Genomic DNA, 15,249 nt, shown 5'->3' with positions numbered 1-15,249 from the left:
TATGTAAACTTCATGCCGATCTATACAGTTTAGGTAACTTACAAACATATTTCTAAAGCATGTTAGACTGTGTCAGTATAGATAGGACTTATATAAGCATATCCGTATTATATCATATTTTCTTATAACACATCATAAACTTTATTTATACCTATTTCTAAAAGCAATCATTTTAGCTTAATCATTATTCTTAACATTTCTTACCACTCTATACAAAAATGTTTGTATTTCAAGAAAGGCTTCATTTAGAACTAAAAAAGACTGAGAGTTTTCTCTCAGCCTTCTCCTTTAATATCTTCTAGGAATATCAATATGTTTTTGTTTTGCTTTTTGTTTATCCATTTTGATTTGTTTCGCAGTAATTAAGAGTAAACCTAAGGCAATACTTAAACTAATCATGGATGAACCACCGAAACTAATAAATGGTAATGGCACCCCTGTTAACGGAATTAACGCTGAAATACCACCTAAGTTGACGAAAGTTTGACTGCCGATATAACTTGCGATACCAACACAGACAAGCTTATAGAAATAAGAACTTGTTTCAGAAGCCAATTGGAATGCTCTATAAACAATAAAGAACAATAAGCCAATGACAAATAGGCCGCCGATTAAACCAAGCTCTTCACATATCACCGCAAAAATAAAGTCAGTATGCGGTTCTGGCAGATAACCAAGTTTTAATACACTATTGCCGATACCTTTACCAAATAAGCCGCCATTCCCAATCGCCATTAAGGAGTTCGAAATATGGTAACCTGTACCAGATTCAAAGTGGAATGGATCAGTCATAATTCTAAAACGTGCAACTAAGTAAGCTGGTAATAATCCAAATGCGGCAGCGATAACTAATGCAATACTTCCGCCAATAATTGCGAGACCGCCCCATTTGAGTAATGGTTTAATCCAAATACCTGCATAAAGCATAATGGACATAAAAATAATGATAATTAACATCGTTTGTCCAACATCACGTTGTAAAAAGACCATGCCGATACATACGATAATAAATAAGAGCGGGTTCAAAATTAATTTGGGATTCGCGAGTACACGTTCACGCTTTTTATTAATCATAAACGGCAAATAAAGTATAATAGCGATTTTCAACAACTCAGAAGCTTGTAAGTTCATAAAGCCTAAGTTGATCCAACTTTTCGAACCGTTGATATTCTTACCAATCAATAATGTAAAGAAGAGTAACAGGAAAATACCTGCCATCATAATTTGTTGCACTCGTGTTTGCTGTAAAAATTTAACATTCATAAAGAATGCCATAAAGAAGACAATAACAAAACTCATTACAACATACATTAATTGTCTCGTATAGAAGTACGTACCAGACACAGGTGTACCCCCTGTTAACGTTCCCTTAGTTGCTGGAACCATACTGGCACTGTATACCATAATCAAACCGATAAAACACAGCATTATATATGTAATGACTAACGGATAATCGATATATTTTGCATACTTTCCTACATACCGAAAGAAAGATTTTATGTTATTCATTTATAAATCATCCAATTCTCATATTTGAAATAGCTTCAAATAAATTTAGAGTTTGTATAAGACTTAAACGTCTTAAATTCTGTTTTTACTTTGACGATATCTTTATAAAACCACATTTTGAAGTCGTGTTGCAAGCATTTCTGTATACTTGAAAGAAATAAAAAAATGACTGCACATTCTATCAACTTCTGACAGAACTGCAGCCACTTTGTGCGGTTTAATCTGATGCTGTGAAATTAAACGTTTGTGAATGCTTCATGAAGTTTAGACAATTCTTTTTCAAGACGCAACATGATTTCTTTACCTTGTTCGATATCGATCAAGCCTAAGTTTGCTGCAAAGTCTACTTCTTTTTGTAAACCAAACATTTGTGTATCTAATACTTCTTCATACAAAGGACATTGCGGCAATGTTAAATTGTCCATTTGTACTTTAATTAATTGCAGAATGCGATCTGCATCTTTATTTAATTGGTCATATGCCGCGTTATTGATTGTGTTCGATTTCGTCATGACATACTCCCCCTATCATTTGTTTGTCATATTAAAAATTTTAGCCTACTCAAAACTAAATTGCAAGTAAATTTCGAATCAGTAACTCTATTCTATGTTATCATAGACTCAGATATTATAAAGGGGAGCGCATAACATGATACAAATTAAGGGTAAAGTTAAATTTCCAATTACTTTAGATAGTACGACTTGGATTTTTGACGATCGTAAAGTAAAAATCGAAGATTTAGAAGCAGGCGTCTTTGAAGGAACAAAACCTGTCGAATTCCAAAATAACCGTGAATGGAATCGCGCGATTTTGGAAGGACAAACTAATCCTCCAACCCTGAACTCTGAAATCAAATATAAAAAACGTGCCATGATTGAAGACACATTTGTGATTAACATGACACCTTTCTTCAAGAATGCTGAACCAAATGACGATGCCACAGCAATTCGTCTTTCAAACGATGAAGATTCAATCGAGGTGCCGTTAAGCTTATTGCCTTATCTGTTCTTTAAATTCGCAGATGAAGGTAAACGTTTATATGATGACAATGGTGTAGACAGCTTCGTGTACATACCTGAAGAAGGGTATTCACATGAATTCAAACATGTGACGTATATCGAGGTGGTATAATTTGATAAAAGTACAGTGTATCATTTGTGATACGGAAGTACTCATGGATGAAAATACATTGGAAGCCAAACAGCTACGCAATCATCCTATGCGCACATTTATGTGTGAAGATTGCAGAAGTCGTTTAGATGTTCCTAAACAACGTAATAACTTTTATAAAGTACAAGAAAAATTCAATATATTAACAGAAGACCATGATGATTGATTCATGGTCTTTTTTTCGTCCTTACTCCATAAAAAAGAAGCCCGAATCTTTACGATTCAGACTTCTTCATTATCTCAAGGCTTACAATTACTCATCTTCAGCCATTAATTGTTTGATACGTTTTGCTTCTTTTTCACGTTGAGATTTATTTAAAATTTTCTTTCTCATACGGATACTTTCAGGTGTAACCTCTAACAATTCATCGTCATCGATAAATTCTAACGCTTCTTCAAGTGTTAAGATACGTGGACGTTTCATTGTTTCAGTTTGGTCTTTCGTAGCTGAACGTACGTTGGTTTGGTTTTTAGTTTTAGTGATGTTAACTGTTAAGTCATTATCACGGTTATTTTCACCAACAATCATACCTTCGTAAACTTCTGTACCTGGTTCCATGAAGTTTGTACCACGGTCTTCTAAACCAATAATTGCGTATTGGCTTGCTTTACCTTGGTCCATAGAAACTAATACACCATTACGACGTCCGCCGATACGACCTTTAATACGTGGACGGAATTCTTCGAATGTGTGGTTGATGATACCATAACCACTTGTCATTGACATGAATTCAGTTGTGTAACCGATCATACCACGTGCAGGAACCATGAATACTAAACGTGTTAAACCGTTATCTGTAGTCACCATGTCTAACATTTCACCTTTACGTTGTCCAAGTGATTCGATAACTGAACCTGCGTTTTCTTGAGGTACTTCACATTGAACACGTTCGAATGGTTCGCATAACACGCCATCGATTTCTTTAAGAATTACTTGTGGTTTAGATACTTGTAATTCAAAGCCTTCACGGCGCATATTCTCAATTAAGATAGATAAGTGTAATTCACCACGACCTGCGATCACCCAAGCATCTGGTTGGTCAGTTGGTGTAACTTTTAATGATACGTCTGTTTCAAGTTGTTGATCTAAACGGTCTTGAATTTGACGTGCAGTCACATACGTACCTTCACGACCTGCGAATGGTGAGTTGTTTACACGGAAAGTCATTTCTAGTGTTGGTTCATCAATACGTAAGACAGGTAACGCTTCTTGGTGATCGTGTGGTGTCACTGTTTCCCCTACGTTGATGTCTTCCATACCTGATACTGCAATTAAATCCCCAGCATGTGCTTCTTCAATTTCTTCACGTTTTAAACCGAAGAAACCGAATAATTTGCTGACACGGAAGTTTTTAACACTGCCGTCTAGTTTTAATAATGATACTTGATCCCCGACTTTGATTGTACCGCGGAATACACGACCGATACCGATACGGCCTACATAGTCATTGTAATCAAGTAACGCGATTTGGAATTGTAAAGGTTCATCGCGGTTATCTACTGGTGCTGGTACATAGTCTAAGATTGTTTCATACAATGATTGCATGTTTTCATCTTGTTTATCTGGGTCTAAACTTGCTGTACCATTAACAGCTGATGCATATACAACTGGGAATTCTAATTGGTCATCATTTGCATCTAATTCGATAAATAAGTCTAAGACTTCATCTACAACCGCTTCAGGACGTGCTGCAGGTTTATCGATTTTATTTACAACCACTACAGGTTTCAAGTTTTGTTCTAACGCTTTTTTCAACACGAAACGTGTTTGAGGCATTGTACCTTCGTAGGCATCAACAACTAATACAACACCGTCTACCATTTTCATGATACGTTCCACTTCACCGCCGAAGTCAGCGTGTCCTGGTGTGTCTAAAATATTAATTCTAGTGCCTTTATAATTAACTGCGGTATTTTTCGCTAAGATTGTAATACCACGTTCTCTTTCAATATCATTAGAATCCATTGCACGTTCATCAACATGCTCATTCTCACGGAAAATACCAGATTGTTTTAATAATTCGTCAACTAATGTTGTTTTACCATGGTCAACGTGAGCAATAATAGCAATGTTACGTACGTCTTCTCTTAAATTTGTCATACTAAATTTCCTTTCTTGAGTAAATTCCCACTTCAATTTGCAACTTTTTTATTATATCATATTATTGAGCAAAGAATAATAAGGTGGGGTTTGAATGCAGAAAAAAAAATCAAAAGCTATTTTTTGGCTTTATTCTGTTCTAGCAGTCATTTTCTTAGTGCTGTTCAGTTTTAGCTTAGGTGCTCAAAATTATTGGTTTATGGCGATTACAGCCATTATCCTAATTGCGATTTTTGGTGCCGGCTTTACAACTAAGAAAAAATATCGCGAAAACGATTGGTTCTGACCAATCATTACATGAATTTTTAACACAAAGGGTTCCACTCCTTGCAGTACCCTGCAGGAGAAAGAATACACATATATTTCAGTCAAAAGAAAAAGGTTGGGTACCTAGATGCTTTTGAACAATTACTTGTTTAAACAGCTTCGATGGTCCCGACCTTTTATTTTTATCGATATCTTTTGTGTAAAGTTTCAAAAGTTTCTTTTTCTGGCAATATGTGTTTCGTTAAAATTTCTTCATGAATTGATGAATTACCGACTAATACTGAATGCGGTTGATTAAGTGAAAGCGGATTACCTAATAAATCCGTACCTTTACCGCCTACTTCATTTAAAATAATTAACGCACCGGCATAATCCCAAGGTTGCAATCTCGGTGTTAGATACGCACCTAATTTTCCTTGCGCAACATGAATCATTTCTAAGGCTGCAGAACCATATGCGCGACAACTTCTCGCTTCATCTACTACCTTTCTGAATATAACACCAATCACAGGCTTTGTTAACCAATTTGGATTAATTCCAATCAAACTTTTATTTAAATCTGAATTCTCAAGCGATTTCATTGGATGTTCGTTTACAAACGCACCCTCTCCTGCTTTTGCATGATAGAGCAAATCATTCATGACATCATAAACAAATCCTGCATAAGGCTCACCATCATTATAAATACCGATAGAAATCGCAAAATTTTCTTTTTGATGCACAAAATTCAATGTGCCATCAATCGGATCTATAACCCAAACAATCCCTTTTTGTTCAACTTCAGACATCGGTCTGCCATGTCCTTCTTCACCAATAAATTGATGATCTGGATAATTCTCCATAATATTATTGTAAATAAAATCTTCCGTTGCTTTATCAACATTTGTCACCAAATCATTGGGATTAGATTTCGTTTCAATATTGATATCTTGCTGCATCATTTTACGGATATTATTACCCGCTTCTATTACAAGTCCTTTTGCAAAATCATATACTGCCATTTACGAACACCCCTTCAATCATATTATAACTAAATCATTTCAGAATTTCATTTACTCTAAATCAAGCTAAAATTATGCTACAATATCTTCAATCATAACCAACAGGAGGCTTTGTCATGTCTAACTATACTTTTTCTTCTAACGACTTTAAAGTCTTTGAAGTACCTGGATTAGAAGCACGTATGTCTGAAATCGAACAACACATCAGACCAAAATTACATCAGTTGGGTGAACACTTTGCTGATTTCTTATCCACCCATACGGCAGATGAATTCTTTATGCATATCGCAAAACATGCACGTCGTACAGTGAATCCGCCGAAAGATACTTGGGTCGCTTTCTCTACCAATAAACGCGGTTATAAAATGTTGCCGCATTTCCAAATCGGTTTATACGAAACACAAGTTTTCGTGATGTTCGGAGTTATGCATGAAGCAAAAAATAAAGCACATTACATTGAAGTCTTTGAAAATCACTTCAAAGATATTGAAAATTTGCCTGCAGACTACCGTATTTGTGTTGACCATGTCAAAATGGATAAACCATTAATCCAAGACTTGTCTACTGAAGATTTAGAACAAGCATTATCACGTGCAAAACAACTTAAAAAAGGTGAATTCTTTATTGCACGCACCCTTACACCAGATGCTCCTGAATTAAAGTCAGATCAAGCATTCCTCAACTATCTAGAAGATACGTTTGAGCAATTGTTAAAGTTCTATCCATAATAGCATAATACCGAGCATTTAACTATTCATTCAGAATTATCGTGCTGATTTAGACAAAGTTAGCCTTTTACTACTTTGTTTAAATCAGCTTTTCTTTTTTATCCATTTCTCGTTGTTTGCAATTATAAACGTAAAAAACAGTTTTATTAGGTTGACCTAATTTTATTTTTACTTTATTATTAAACCATTGTTAGAACATAGAGAAGTGGGGGTGACCTTCTTGACTAAAAGACAGGTCAATTATAATAATGACAGCTTAGACGAGATCAACAATACTGTCAGTTTCAATTCAAACAGCAGTATCAAGCAGAAATTCCTTTCTTTCTTAGGACCGGGTTTACTGGTTGCGGTAGGTTATATGGATCCTGGTAACTGGATTACCTCCATGCAAGGCGGAGCCAAATACGGTTATATTCTGCTTTTCGTTATATTAATTTCAAGTTTGTCTGCCATGTTGCTTCAAAGTATGACAGTCAGACTCGGTATTGCATCAGGTCATGACTTAGCACAAGTCACAAAACGCTTTTTAAACAAACCTTTAGCATTTATATTCTGGATCATAGCTGAACTTGCAATTATTGCCACTGATATCGCAGAAGTTATCGGCAGTGCCATTGCGCTTGATCTATTATTCGGAATTCCATTGCTTGTCGGTGCAATCATCACTGTACTTGATGTCTTTATCTTATTATTCATTATGAAATTCGGTTTCAGAAAAATTGAAGCCATCGTCGGTACGTTAATCTTTACTGTACTCGCAATCTTCATTTTTGAAGTTTATATTGCTTCACCAGATGTTGTCAGTGTATTAAATGGTTTTATACCTAGCAGTCACATCGTTACACAACAAGGTGCCTTATATATTGCTCTAGGTATTGTTGGCGCAACAATCATGCCGCATAACCTTTATTTACACTCATCCATCGTTCAATCAAGAACATATAATCGTAAAGATGAAGCATCTAAAGCACAAGCTATTAAATATGCGACAATTGATTCCAACATTCAATTGACCATCGCATTTGTGATTAACTGTTTATTACTAGTGCTTGGTGCCGGGTTATTCTTTGGTACTGGCAACGCAGATAATCTTGGCGGCTTCTATGATTTATACCAAGCTTTAGAACAACAACCGTTGCTCGGCGCTTCCCTTGGTGGACTCATGAGTACATTATTCGCAGTCGCATTACTTGCATCAGGTCAAAACTCCACGATTACAGGTACCCTAGCCGGTCAAATCGTGATGGAAGGTTTTATCAACTTGAGATTACCTAACTGGGTCAACCGATTAATCACACGTTCTATCGCTATTATTCCAGTGATTGTGTGTTTAATTATCTTCCATGGGAATGAAAGCATGATGGAACAACTCTTAGTCTTTTCACAAGTATTCTTAAGTATAGCATTGCCGTTTACTTTGATTCCGCTTCAACTTGCGACAAACAACAAAGACTTGATGGGACCATTTAAAAACAAATTATGGATTAACATTATTTCATGGTCGTTAATCGTAATCCTAAGCGGATTAAACATCCATTTAATCATCCAAACTTTCCAAGAACTATAAACAAAAGAAACATAATAAAAATAAAGCAGCTGCCATCCAGTAAGTTTCCCCTTTACGGATTGCAGCTGCTTTTTAATAGTATTATTTAAAATCGTCTAAATCATGTCTGCGTGGGCGTTCATGATCGTCCCTTCTACGTTGTCTTGCCAATTCGCTTTCATCTGAGTTTTCTTCATAATGCGCTTCATGATTTGCTTCTGTATCAAATTTGTCATGTTCCGCTTTGTCTTGAACCTGTTTACCTTCAGGTTTGACTTTTTCATTCTTGTTCATGTTTTCATTATCACGCGTAATGTCTTCGAAATAGCCATGTTTTCTGTCATACTCTTTGTTTGCTTCACGTTTAGCTTGGCTTCTTCTGACAAATAACATAATCGCTACAATAAAGAACAAGATAGATGCGATAAAGTTTGAGAAGTATAAACCAACTAATGCCGCAACAATTAAGATAATACCTGCAGCAATGCGGTTTTTCTTACTTAATACAAGACCAACTGCTGCGATAATTGCGACAACTAATAAACCGATAGTTGTGAAGACCATTGTTTGATGCAAGAATTCAGGTGACATACTGGAATCCCCTTGTTTCAACAGAATGTCAGACAACATGCCATCCTTCATGAATGTACCGATTAAGAACAGCAACATGTAGAGCACTGTCAGACCTACACCGATCCATCCAATGATTCTTTCTACTTTTCTATTCATTGTAAATACCCTCCTGATTAAGCGAAATTGAAGAGCCGCATTTTTTTCTTCGCTGACTTCATCCGCTTTTTTAAGGCCGCTTAACGGGTCTTATAATCGTAACTACCCTTAAAGTACTCGTTTTATGCACAAAACTATTTATTTTTCATTTATTTCAACTATGTAATAGAAATTTTTTTGTTTTTTTACAAAAATAAAAACCGAAAGCAATGATTGTCGTTGCTTTCGGTTTATTAAAGTTATGATTTTTTATCTGAATCTTGCGCTTGTGTATCTTCAGTTGACTTCACATCATCTTCTTTAGTTTCTTGCGTTGTCGGTGTTTTTCCTTGATTGAATGATCGACGTTCTTCAAAGTTCATGCGTCGCTGGTTCACTGCACTTGGACGATTCTTGCGCGCTTCTTTTGCACGACGTTTTCTTTCTTTTTTCTCACGTTTACGTGCTGCTTTCTCTTCAGCTGTTTCACCTTTACGTGGTTCAATATCACGATATTTCACTTCTTCAGGCTCATCAGAAGGTTCTTGCATACGCGCTTGTTCACGTTCGTAGGCTTCTTGTTCTTGTTGTTCTCTGACTTCCTCTTCTGATTTTTGTTTATATTTAGCCTGACGTGATAAGAATTCAGGTTCACTTTCATCTTCACGTCTTGTGATAGGTTCTTCAGACTGTACAGGTTCTTCTGAATCTTCCGTTTGATGTGTCTCTTGTACTCTGTCTTTTTTCGGTACATATTGTTTCACATCATCTTCTTCGTCATCATATTCATCACGTTTTTCATATGAAGGTTCATAACGTGGTTCTCTCTCGTCTTCTGGATAACCATATGGACGTTTGACAGGTTCACGGTCATATCTATCATAATCATCATAACCGCCTTCATATGGTACATAACCACCGCCATAACGTGGAACTGTTTCTATTCTATCTTTACGCGCAAACATCATAATTGCGACGATAAAGAAGAGCACCGGTATGACGATTGTTGCGAGTAGTAACACTAAAGGCAATGTAATGATAGATGCAACTAAGAAGAGAATTCCAGATAACACTCGGATATTCATGGAAATGAGTGCTAAGAATGAAATTAATAAACAGACAATTAAATAAACAATGACAGCCCAAATACCATTTTGAAGCCAAATCACAAATTGTGTTGTATTTAAACTGTTATTTGCGAGCACTTGTTGTGCTAAATCATTATTGTTGATTGACTGTTCAAGATTTTGAATTGATGTATTGTTGCTGAATGACACAAGCGCAATAAACATAGTAATTACTGTTAATAACAATAATCCAATCCAGTTCAGCCAGCCTAAGACTTTTTCTGCCACTCTGCTGACTGGACGTTTTATTTGTGTATATTGTGGTTCTTCAGACATCATTAACACTCCCTACTCTACTTACTAATCAAATTATTATTGTAATGACATTTTGAAATTCAAAAAATGCTCATTATAATCATTTAAAACATCTTTACCCAAATCTTTATAGACTTCAAGCCTGCTTTGTGTTTCTTTTGAAGGATAAAACCTTTGATCATTTCTAATTTCTTTCGGTAATTGCTTTTTAGCCGCTTCATTCGGCGTCGCATACCCGACCCACTCAGTATTTTGTTTACTATTTTTAGGGTCTAACAAGAAATTAATAAACTGATAAGCACCTTCTTGATTTTGTGCTGTCTTTGGGATTACCATCGTATCGAACCACAAGTTAGAGCCTTCTTTTGGGACGACATAGTCAAATTCAGGATTCTCTTGGACAATCGGTGCTGCAGTACCGCTCCATACGACCGCGATATTCGCTTCATGTTGCTCTAACATCATCGTTACTTCATCACCGACAATCCCTTTGACTTGAGGGGCTAAATGCGCTAAATCCGCTTCTGCTTCATCTAAACGTTTCGGATTCGTTTCATTTAAGCTGTAGCCGAGTTTATTCAAACTTAAGCCCATCACTTCCCTCGCACCATCCACTAATATGATATCATTTTTAAACTTCGGATTATATAAACTTCTCCAACTTGAAAAATCATCATGAGGATAGGCGTCTTTATTATAAAGTATACCCACTGTGCCGAAGAAGTAAGGTATAGAATAACGATTATGTTTATCATAATCCATATTCATGTAATTTTTATCCAAATATTTCATGTTCGGCAGTTTACTATGATCTAATGGAACTAACAAATCATCCTTTTTCATCTTTTGAACGGTATATTCACTTGGGAATGCTACATCATAATGCGTACCGCCATTGCGGATTTTCGCTTCCATCGCTTCATTTGAATCAAATGTTTCATAAATCACTTGTATGCCAGTTTCTTTCTCAAACTTATCGATTAACTCTGGGTCAATGTATTCACCCCAGTTATATACATAAAGTTTCTTACCTGAAGCTTGATGTGCTTCACTGCCATACCATTTACTGATACCTAAACAAATCACACCTATCACTAGTGCACCGATAATGAGTTGTAAAAATCGTTTCATCGCAGTACACCTCGTTTCAAGGACAAGCGGCGTTTCGTATAACGCTGAATCATGTAGTATCCGATAATACCCACAATAATAACACCAAAAATTAATGTTGAAATCGCATTGATTTCCATACTGATACCTTTACGCGCCATCGCATAAATTTCTACAGATAACACGCTAAAGCCATTACCTGTCACAAAGAAACTCACTGTAAAGTCATCTAAAGAGTATGTCAGTGCCATAAAGAAACCAGCCATAATCGCAGGCATCAAGTTTGGAATCATCACACGGTTTAAAATCTGCCATTCTGTTGCGCCTAAATCTCTCGCAGCCACAAACATATTTTGATTCATATCATAAAGTTGCGGCAGCACAATAATGACTACAATCGGAATACAGAACGCAATGTGTGAAATTAAGACTGTCCAAAAACCAAGACCCATGCCAGTAAAATGTCCAATAGCAGTAAACATAATCAGGAATGATGCCCCGATTACTACATCAGAAGAGACTAATAATACATTATTCAGCGTCATAAATGTCAATTTCAAACGTTTCTGACGCAAATGATATAACGCAATGGCACCGAATGTACCAATTACAGTCGATACTGCCGCAGCTAATAACGCCACCGCAATCGTATTAAATAAAATAGCCATTAAACGCTCATCTTGGAATAAACTTTGGTAATGTTCTAAAGTAAAGCCTTCAAAATGAATCATATTACCGCCTGAATTAAAGGAATACACCATTAAAAAGACAATCGGCACATATAAACCAATTACTAATAACCAAAGATAGACTTTGCCATACCATGTCATGATCTGCGTCCTCCTTCGTTGCCTGATTTCGTGATGACTAACACGAACGCCATAAATAAGATTAAAACAATCGCAATAGTTGAACCCATGCCATAGTTTTGAATCACTAAGAATTGTTCTTCAATAGATGTACCGATGTTGATCACTTTGTTACCCGCAATTAAACGTGTAATCATGAATAGTGACAACGCTGGAATAAACGTGACTTGAATTCCAGAGAGCACACCTTCTTTCGTCAAAGGCAAAATCACTTTCAAAAATGTCGTCCAGCGGTTTGCGCCGAGGTCTGTAGACGCTTGAATTAAATTCTCAGGAATGGTCTTCATGCTATTGAAAATCGGCAAAATCATAAATGGAATATAAATATAACTCGCAACGATAATAAACGCAGACGCTGTAAATAATAATTCCATACGAGGAAGATGCATCACATTTAATATTTGATTGATAATACCATCATGACTCAAAATCCCGATAAATGCATACGTCTTGAGAAGTAAATTAATCCACGTCGGAATAATTAATATTAAAATCCACATGTTTTGATGTACAGATTGGCGAATAAAATATGCGGCTGGATAACTGATAATTAAAGTTACTAATGTAATAATGGCCGCATACAAAATAGAAATCCCCATCATTTTGACATAACGCATACTTAAAATCTGTTGGTAGTTCGTCAAACTGAAGTGGCCTTGATTATCTAAGAATGAAAAGTACACTAATAAAATTACTGGAATAATGATAAAACCTATCATCCAAATCATATAAGGCACCATTAAGTATTTATTTAATTTTGTCATCTTTTAGTCCTCATAACTTTCAATACGTTTATCAAATTCCGCTTCTGTTTCACCTGGCACCATGATATGAATCGCATCAGGTTCAAAATACAGACCGACAATATCTCCTACTAGTGCTTTCTTAGTAGTTTGAATCATCCATTCATATCCTTCTTGGTCTTCACAAGTGACTTCATAGTGCACACCTCTAAACAAAGTAGACTTTACTTCTGCTTTAAACAGTCCTTGGGTTTGATCTGTAATCGAAATATCCTCAGGTCGAATCACAACTTCGATTTTAGTACCTTCTGGGATGCCCATATCCACACATTCAATTTCTTTGTCATAAATATTAACTAAGCGATCTCGTACCATCGTACCTTCAATAATATTAGATTCACCAATAAAGTCTGCCACAAAGCGATTGACCGGCTCATCATAAATATTGATCGGTGTATCAAATTGTTGGATTTTTCCTGCTTTAATGACCGCGATGTAATCACTTAACGCCAGTGCTTCTTCTTGGTCATGTGTGACGAATATAAATGTGATGCCTAAACGTTTTTGAAGTGCACGTAACTCATACTGCATTTCTGTACGTAATTTTAAATCTAAAGCAGATAACGACTCATCTAATAATAAAATTTTAGGTTCATTGACAATCGCACGCGCAATAGCCACACGTTGTTTTTGTCCGCCGCTCATTTCATCAATCGTACGTTGTTCATAACCTTCTAATTTCACAAGTTTCAATGCTTCAGCAACTTTCGTTTTAATCTCTTGATTTGAAAGTTTCTTTAACTTCAAGCCAAAGGCAATATTTTCATATACATTTAAATGTGGAAATAACGCATAATCTTGAAAGACCGTGTTTACTTGACGTTTATTGGCTGGGATGCCATTGATATTGTGATTGCCATATAATACATCACCTGAATCTGCTTGTTCAAAGCCTGCGATGATTTTTAAAATAGTTGTTTTACCACATCCTGAAGGACCTAGTAACGTATAAAACTTTCCTTCTTCGAAATCAATAGAAATCTCGTCTAAGATGGTTTTGCCATCGTATTGTTTATTCACTCCTAATAACGATAATATCGACATGTCTTGTTTCCTCCTATAAGTACGATGCAGTAACCACCATCATGGCTTTTGTTTCTGTATCAGTTTGATTAGATAACTGGTGTTTGTCATGCGCTTTAAAGTAAAGAGCGTCTCCTGGTTTGGCATGATAAACGTGTTCTCCGAGTGTTAGTGTCAGTTCTCCTTCTAAACAATAGATAAATGTATCTGAATCAGAAGGTTTAAAATTTTTATAAGCAGTGTGCGGATGTAATTGAATGAATAACGGTTCCATCTCAAATTCATTCGAACGTGCAATTGGCCAAGTCAAAATGTAACCTTCATCATATTCGTCATAAACTGTGTGTTCATCTTTTGGATATAACACCTTCTCTGCTTCTTTTTCTTTAAAGAAAGTCTCTGGTGATGTCCCGAGTACTTCTAATAATTGTAGAAAGGTTTCCATACTAGGTGATGATTGTCCGCTTTCGATTTGTGAAATATAACCTTTTGATAAATCCGTCCGCTCTGCCAGTTCTTCTTGTGTCAGTTGTTTGATTTTACGCAAATTGCGTAACTTCAGTCCGATATTCATGAATGACCTCGCTCTCTTGCTTAAAAATGACATAAAAAAAGCACAGTTCTGTTTAGTATTAGTAAACTTTAAGTTTAACGCTTACTAAAAATAACAGAACTGTACCTGATTTACAATATAATTTTAATCATTTGCACTAAATTTTTTCGTTTCAGTTTCATTTTTGATACGTTTGATCGCACGATAGCTATTGTAGCCGCTGCCTTTCTCAAAATCATCTAAGATATTCTTCTCATCTGCTTTGCCTGGAACGACCTTTTTAAAGTTGCGATATGCATTCATAAAGTCTTCTCTATCCACTTCACGCTCATAGTAATCTTCAACGCGATTGAAGAAATGAATCACATCGACCATTTCTTCTTGAGACCAATCGACATCAATAGGATATTGATATTCCATATATATTCCTCCTATCTATTTGATTTCAGCCATATTATAACATGTATGATGAAAAAACC

Annotated in this window: 17 protein-coding genes; 5 read left to right on the top strand and 12 right to left on the bottom strand. The window is 35.9% G+C overall.

The window, feature by feature from the left end; translation table 11 throughout:
• Nucleotides 1-288 precede the first annotated feature (288 nt).
• Nucleotides 289-1,509 carry a cell division peptidoglycan polymerase FtsW gene (ftsW, locus tag BU038_RS00385; RefSeq protein WP_107604318.1) on the bottom strand — a complete coding sequence of 407 codons (1,221 nt, stop codon included), beginning with the start codon at nucleotides 1,507-1,509 and terminating at the stop codon, nucleotides 289-291.
• A gap of 236 nt (nucleotides 1,510-1,745) precedes the next feature.
• Nucleotides 1,746-2,021, bottom strand: coding sequence for a YlaN family protein (locus BU038_RS00380; RefSeq protein WP_002480542.1), 276 nt, complete (start codon nucleotides 2,019-2,021; stop codon nucleotides 1,746-1,748).
• A 136-nt stretch (nucleotides 2,022-2,157) separates the two neighbouring features.
• Between BU038_RS00380 and BU038_RS00375 the strand changes: the two genes are divergently transcribed.
• Both BU038_RS00375 and BU038_RS00370 read left to right on the top strand, forming a co-directional pair.
• Nucleotides 2,158-2,640, top strand: coding sequence for a hypothetical protein (locus BU038_RS00375; RefSeq protein ID WP_107604317.1), 483 nt, complete (start codon nucleotides 2,158-2,160; stop codon nucleotides 2,638-2,640).
• A gap of 1 nt (nucleotide 2,641) precedes the next feature.
• Nucleotides 2,642-2,845: a DUF2197 domain-containing protein gene (locus BU038_RS00370; protein WP_107604316.1), complete on the top strand. Its 204-nt coding sequence runs from the start codon at nucleotides 2,642-2,644 to the stop codon at nucleotides 2,843-2,845.
• An 87-nt stretch (nucleotides 2,846-2,932) separates the two neighbouring features.
• On the opposite strand, the gene typA is transcribed toward BU038_RS00370, so the two are convergent.
• Entirely contained in the window at nucleotides 2,933-4,780 is a 1,848-nt protein-coding gene (gene typA / locus BU038_RS00365) for a translational GTPase TypA (RefSeq protein ID WP_107604315.1), read from the bottom strand.
• 94 nt (nucleotides 4,781-4,874) lie between these two features.
• Here typA and BU038_RS00360 point away from each other — a divergent pair, with 94 nt between their 5' ends.
• Nucleotides 4,875-5,066: a DUF5325 family protein gene (locus BU038_RS00360; protein ID WP_002480538.1), complete on the top strand. Its 192-nt coding sequence runs from the start codon at nucleotides 4,875-4,877 to the stop codon at nucleotides 5,064-5,066.
• A 163-nt stretch (nucleotides 5,067-5,229) separates the two neighbouring features.
• On the opposite strand, the gene BU038_RS00355 is transcribed toward BU038_RS00360, so the two are convergent.
• Nucleotides 5,230-6,048: an inositol monophosphatase family protein gene (locus tag BU038_RS00355; RefSeq protein WP_107604314.1), complete on the bottom strand. Its 819-nt coding sequence runs from the start codon at nucleotides 6,046-6,048 to the stop codon at nucleotides 5,230-5,232.
• 116 nt (nucleotides 6,049-6,164) lie between these two features.
• Between BU038_RS00355 and BU038_RS00350 the strand changes: the two genes are divergently transcribed.
• Together BU038_RS00350 and BU038_RS00345 are read left to right on the top strand one after the other, a co-directional pair.
• The gene (locus tag BU038_RS00350; protein WP_107604313.1) at nucleotides 6,165-6,776 is read left to right on the top strand and encodes a YktB family protein; all 612 of its coding nucleotides are present in this window, start codon (nucleotides 6,165-6,167) and stop codon (nucleotides 6,774-6,776) included.
• Nucleotides 6,777-6,996: 220 nt separating this feature from the next.
• Complete coding sequence (locus BU038_RS00345) at nucleotides 6,997-8,343, top strand: Nramp family divalent metal transporter (protein WP_199219672.1); 1,347 nt, start codon at nucleotides 6,997-6,999, stop codon at nucleotides 8,341-8,343.
• An 81-nt stretch (nucleotides 8,344-8,424) separates the two neighbouring features.
• Here BU038_RS00345 and BU038_RS00340 read toward each other — a convergent pair whose 3' ends face one another.
• The 8 genes from BU038_RS00340 to BU038_RS00305 form a co-directional block, all read right to left on the bottom strand.
• Nucleotides 8,425-9,051 (bottom strand): DUF4064 domain-containing protein, encoded by a 627-nt coding sequence (locus BU038_RS00340; protein ID WP_107604312.1) that lies wholly within the window; start codon nucleotides 9,049-9,051, stop codon nucleotides 8,425-8,427.
• Nucleotides 9,052-9,290: 239 nt separating this feature from the next.
• Nucleotides 9,291-10,433 carry a lipoteichoic acid stability factor AuxB gene (gene auxB, locus BU038_RS00335; RefSeq protein ID WP_107604311.1) on the bottom strand — a complete coding sequence of 381 codons (1,143 nt, stop codon included), beginning with the start codon at nucleotides 10,431-10,433 and terminating at the stop codon, nucleotides 9,291-9,293.
• Between the two features lie 36 nt (nucleotides 10,434-10,469).
• Entirely contained in the window at nucleotides 10,470-11,543 is a 1,074-nt protein-coding gene (locus BU038_RS00330; protein ID WP_107604310.1) for an ABC transporter substrate-binding protein, read from the bottom strand.
• Nucleotides 11,540-12,352 (bottom strand): ABC transporter permease, encoded by an 813-nt coding sequence (locus BU038_RS00325; protein WP_107604309.1) that lies wholly within the window; start codon nucleotides 12,350-12,352, stop codon nucleotides 11,540-11,542. The genes BU038_RS00330 and BU038_RS00325 overlap by 4 nt, the downstream gene beginning before the upstream one ends.
• Nucleotides 12,349-13,155: an ABC transporter permease gene (locus BU038_RS00320; RefSeq protein ID WP_107604308.1), complete on the bottom strand. Its 807-nt coding sequence runs from the start codon at nucleotides 13,153-13,155 to the stop codon at nucleotides 12,349-12,351. Before BU038_RS00320 ends, BU038_RS00325 begins: the two co-directional genes overlap by 4 nt.
• Nucleotides 13,156-13,158: 3 nt before the next feature.
• Nucleotides 13,159-14,238, bottom strand: coding sequence for an ABC transporter ATP-binding protein (locus tag BU038_RS00315; protein WP_107604307.1), 1,080 nt, complete (start codon nucleotides 14,236-14,238; stop codon nucleotides 13,159-13,161).
• Nucleotides 14,239-14,251: 13 nt separating this feature from the next.
• Nucleotides 14,252-14,791 (bottom strand): helix-turn-helix domain-containing protein, encoded by a 540-nt coding sequence (locus tag BU038_RS00310; RefSeq protein WP_107604306.1) that lies wholly within the window; start codon nucleotides 14,789-14,791, stop codon nucleotides 14,252-14,254.
• 123 nt (nucleotides 14,792-14,914) lie between these two features.
• A complete protein-coding gene (locus tag BU038_RS00305) occupies nucleotides 14,915-15,190 on the bottom strand; it encodes a UPF0223 family protein (RefSeq protein WP_107604305.1) in 276 nt (91 codons plus the stop codon).
• Nucleotides 15,191-15,249: the final 59 nt, after the last annotated feature.

The sequence above is a fragment of the Staphylococcus simulans genome, from assembly GCF_003043455.1.
In the GTDB taxonomy this organism is placed as follows: domain Bacteria; phylum Bacillota; class Bacilli; order Staphylococcales; family Staphylococcaceae; genus Staphylococcus; species Staphylococcus simulans_A.
This window is presented reverse-complemented; position numbering and strand designations above follow the sequence as displayed.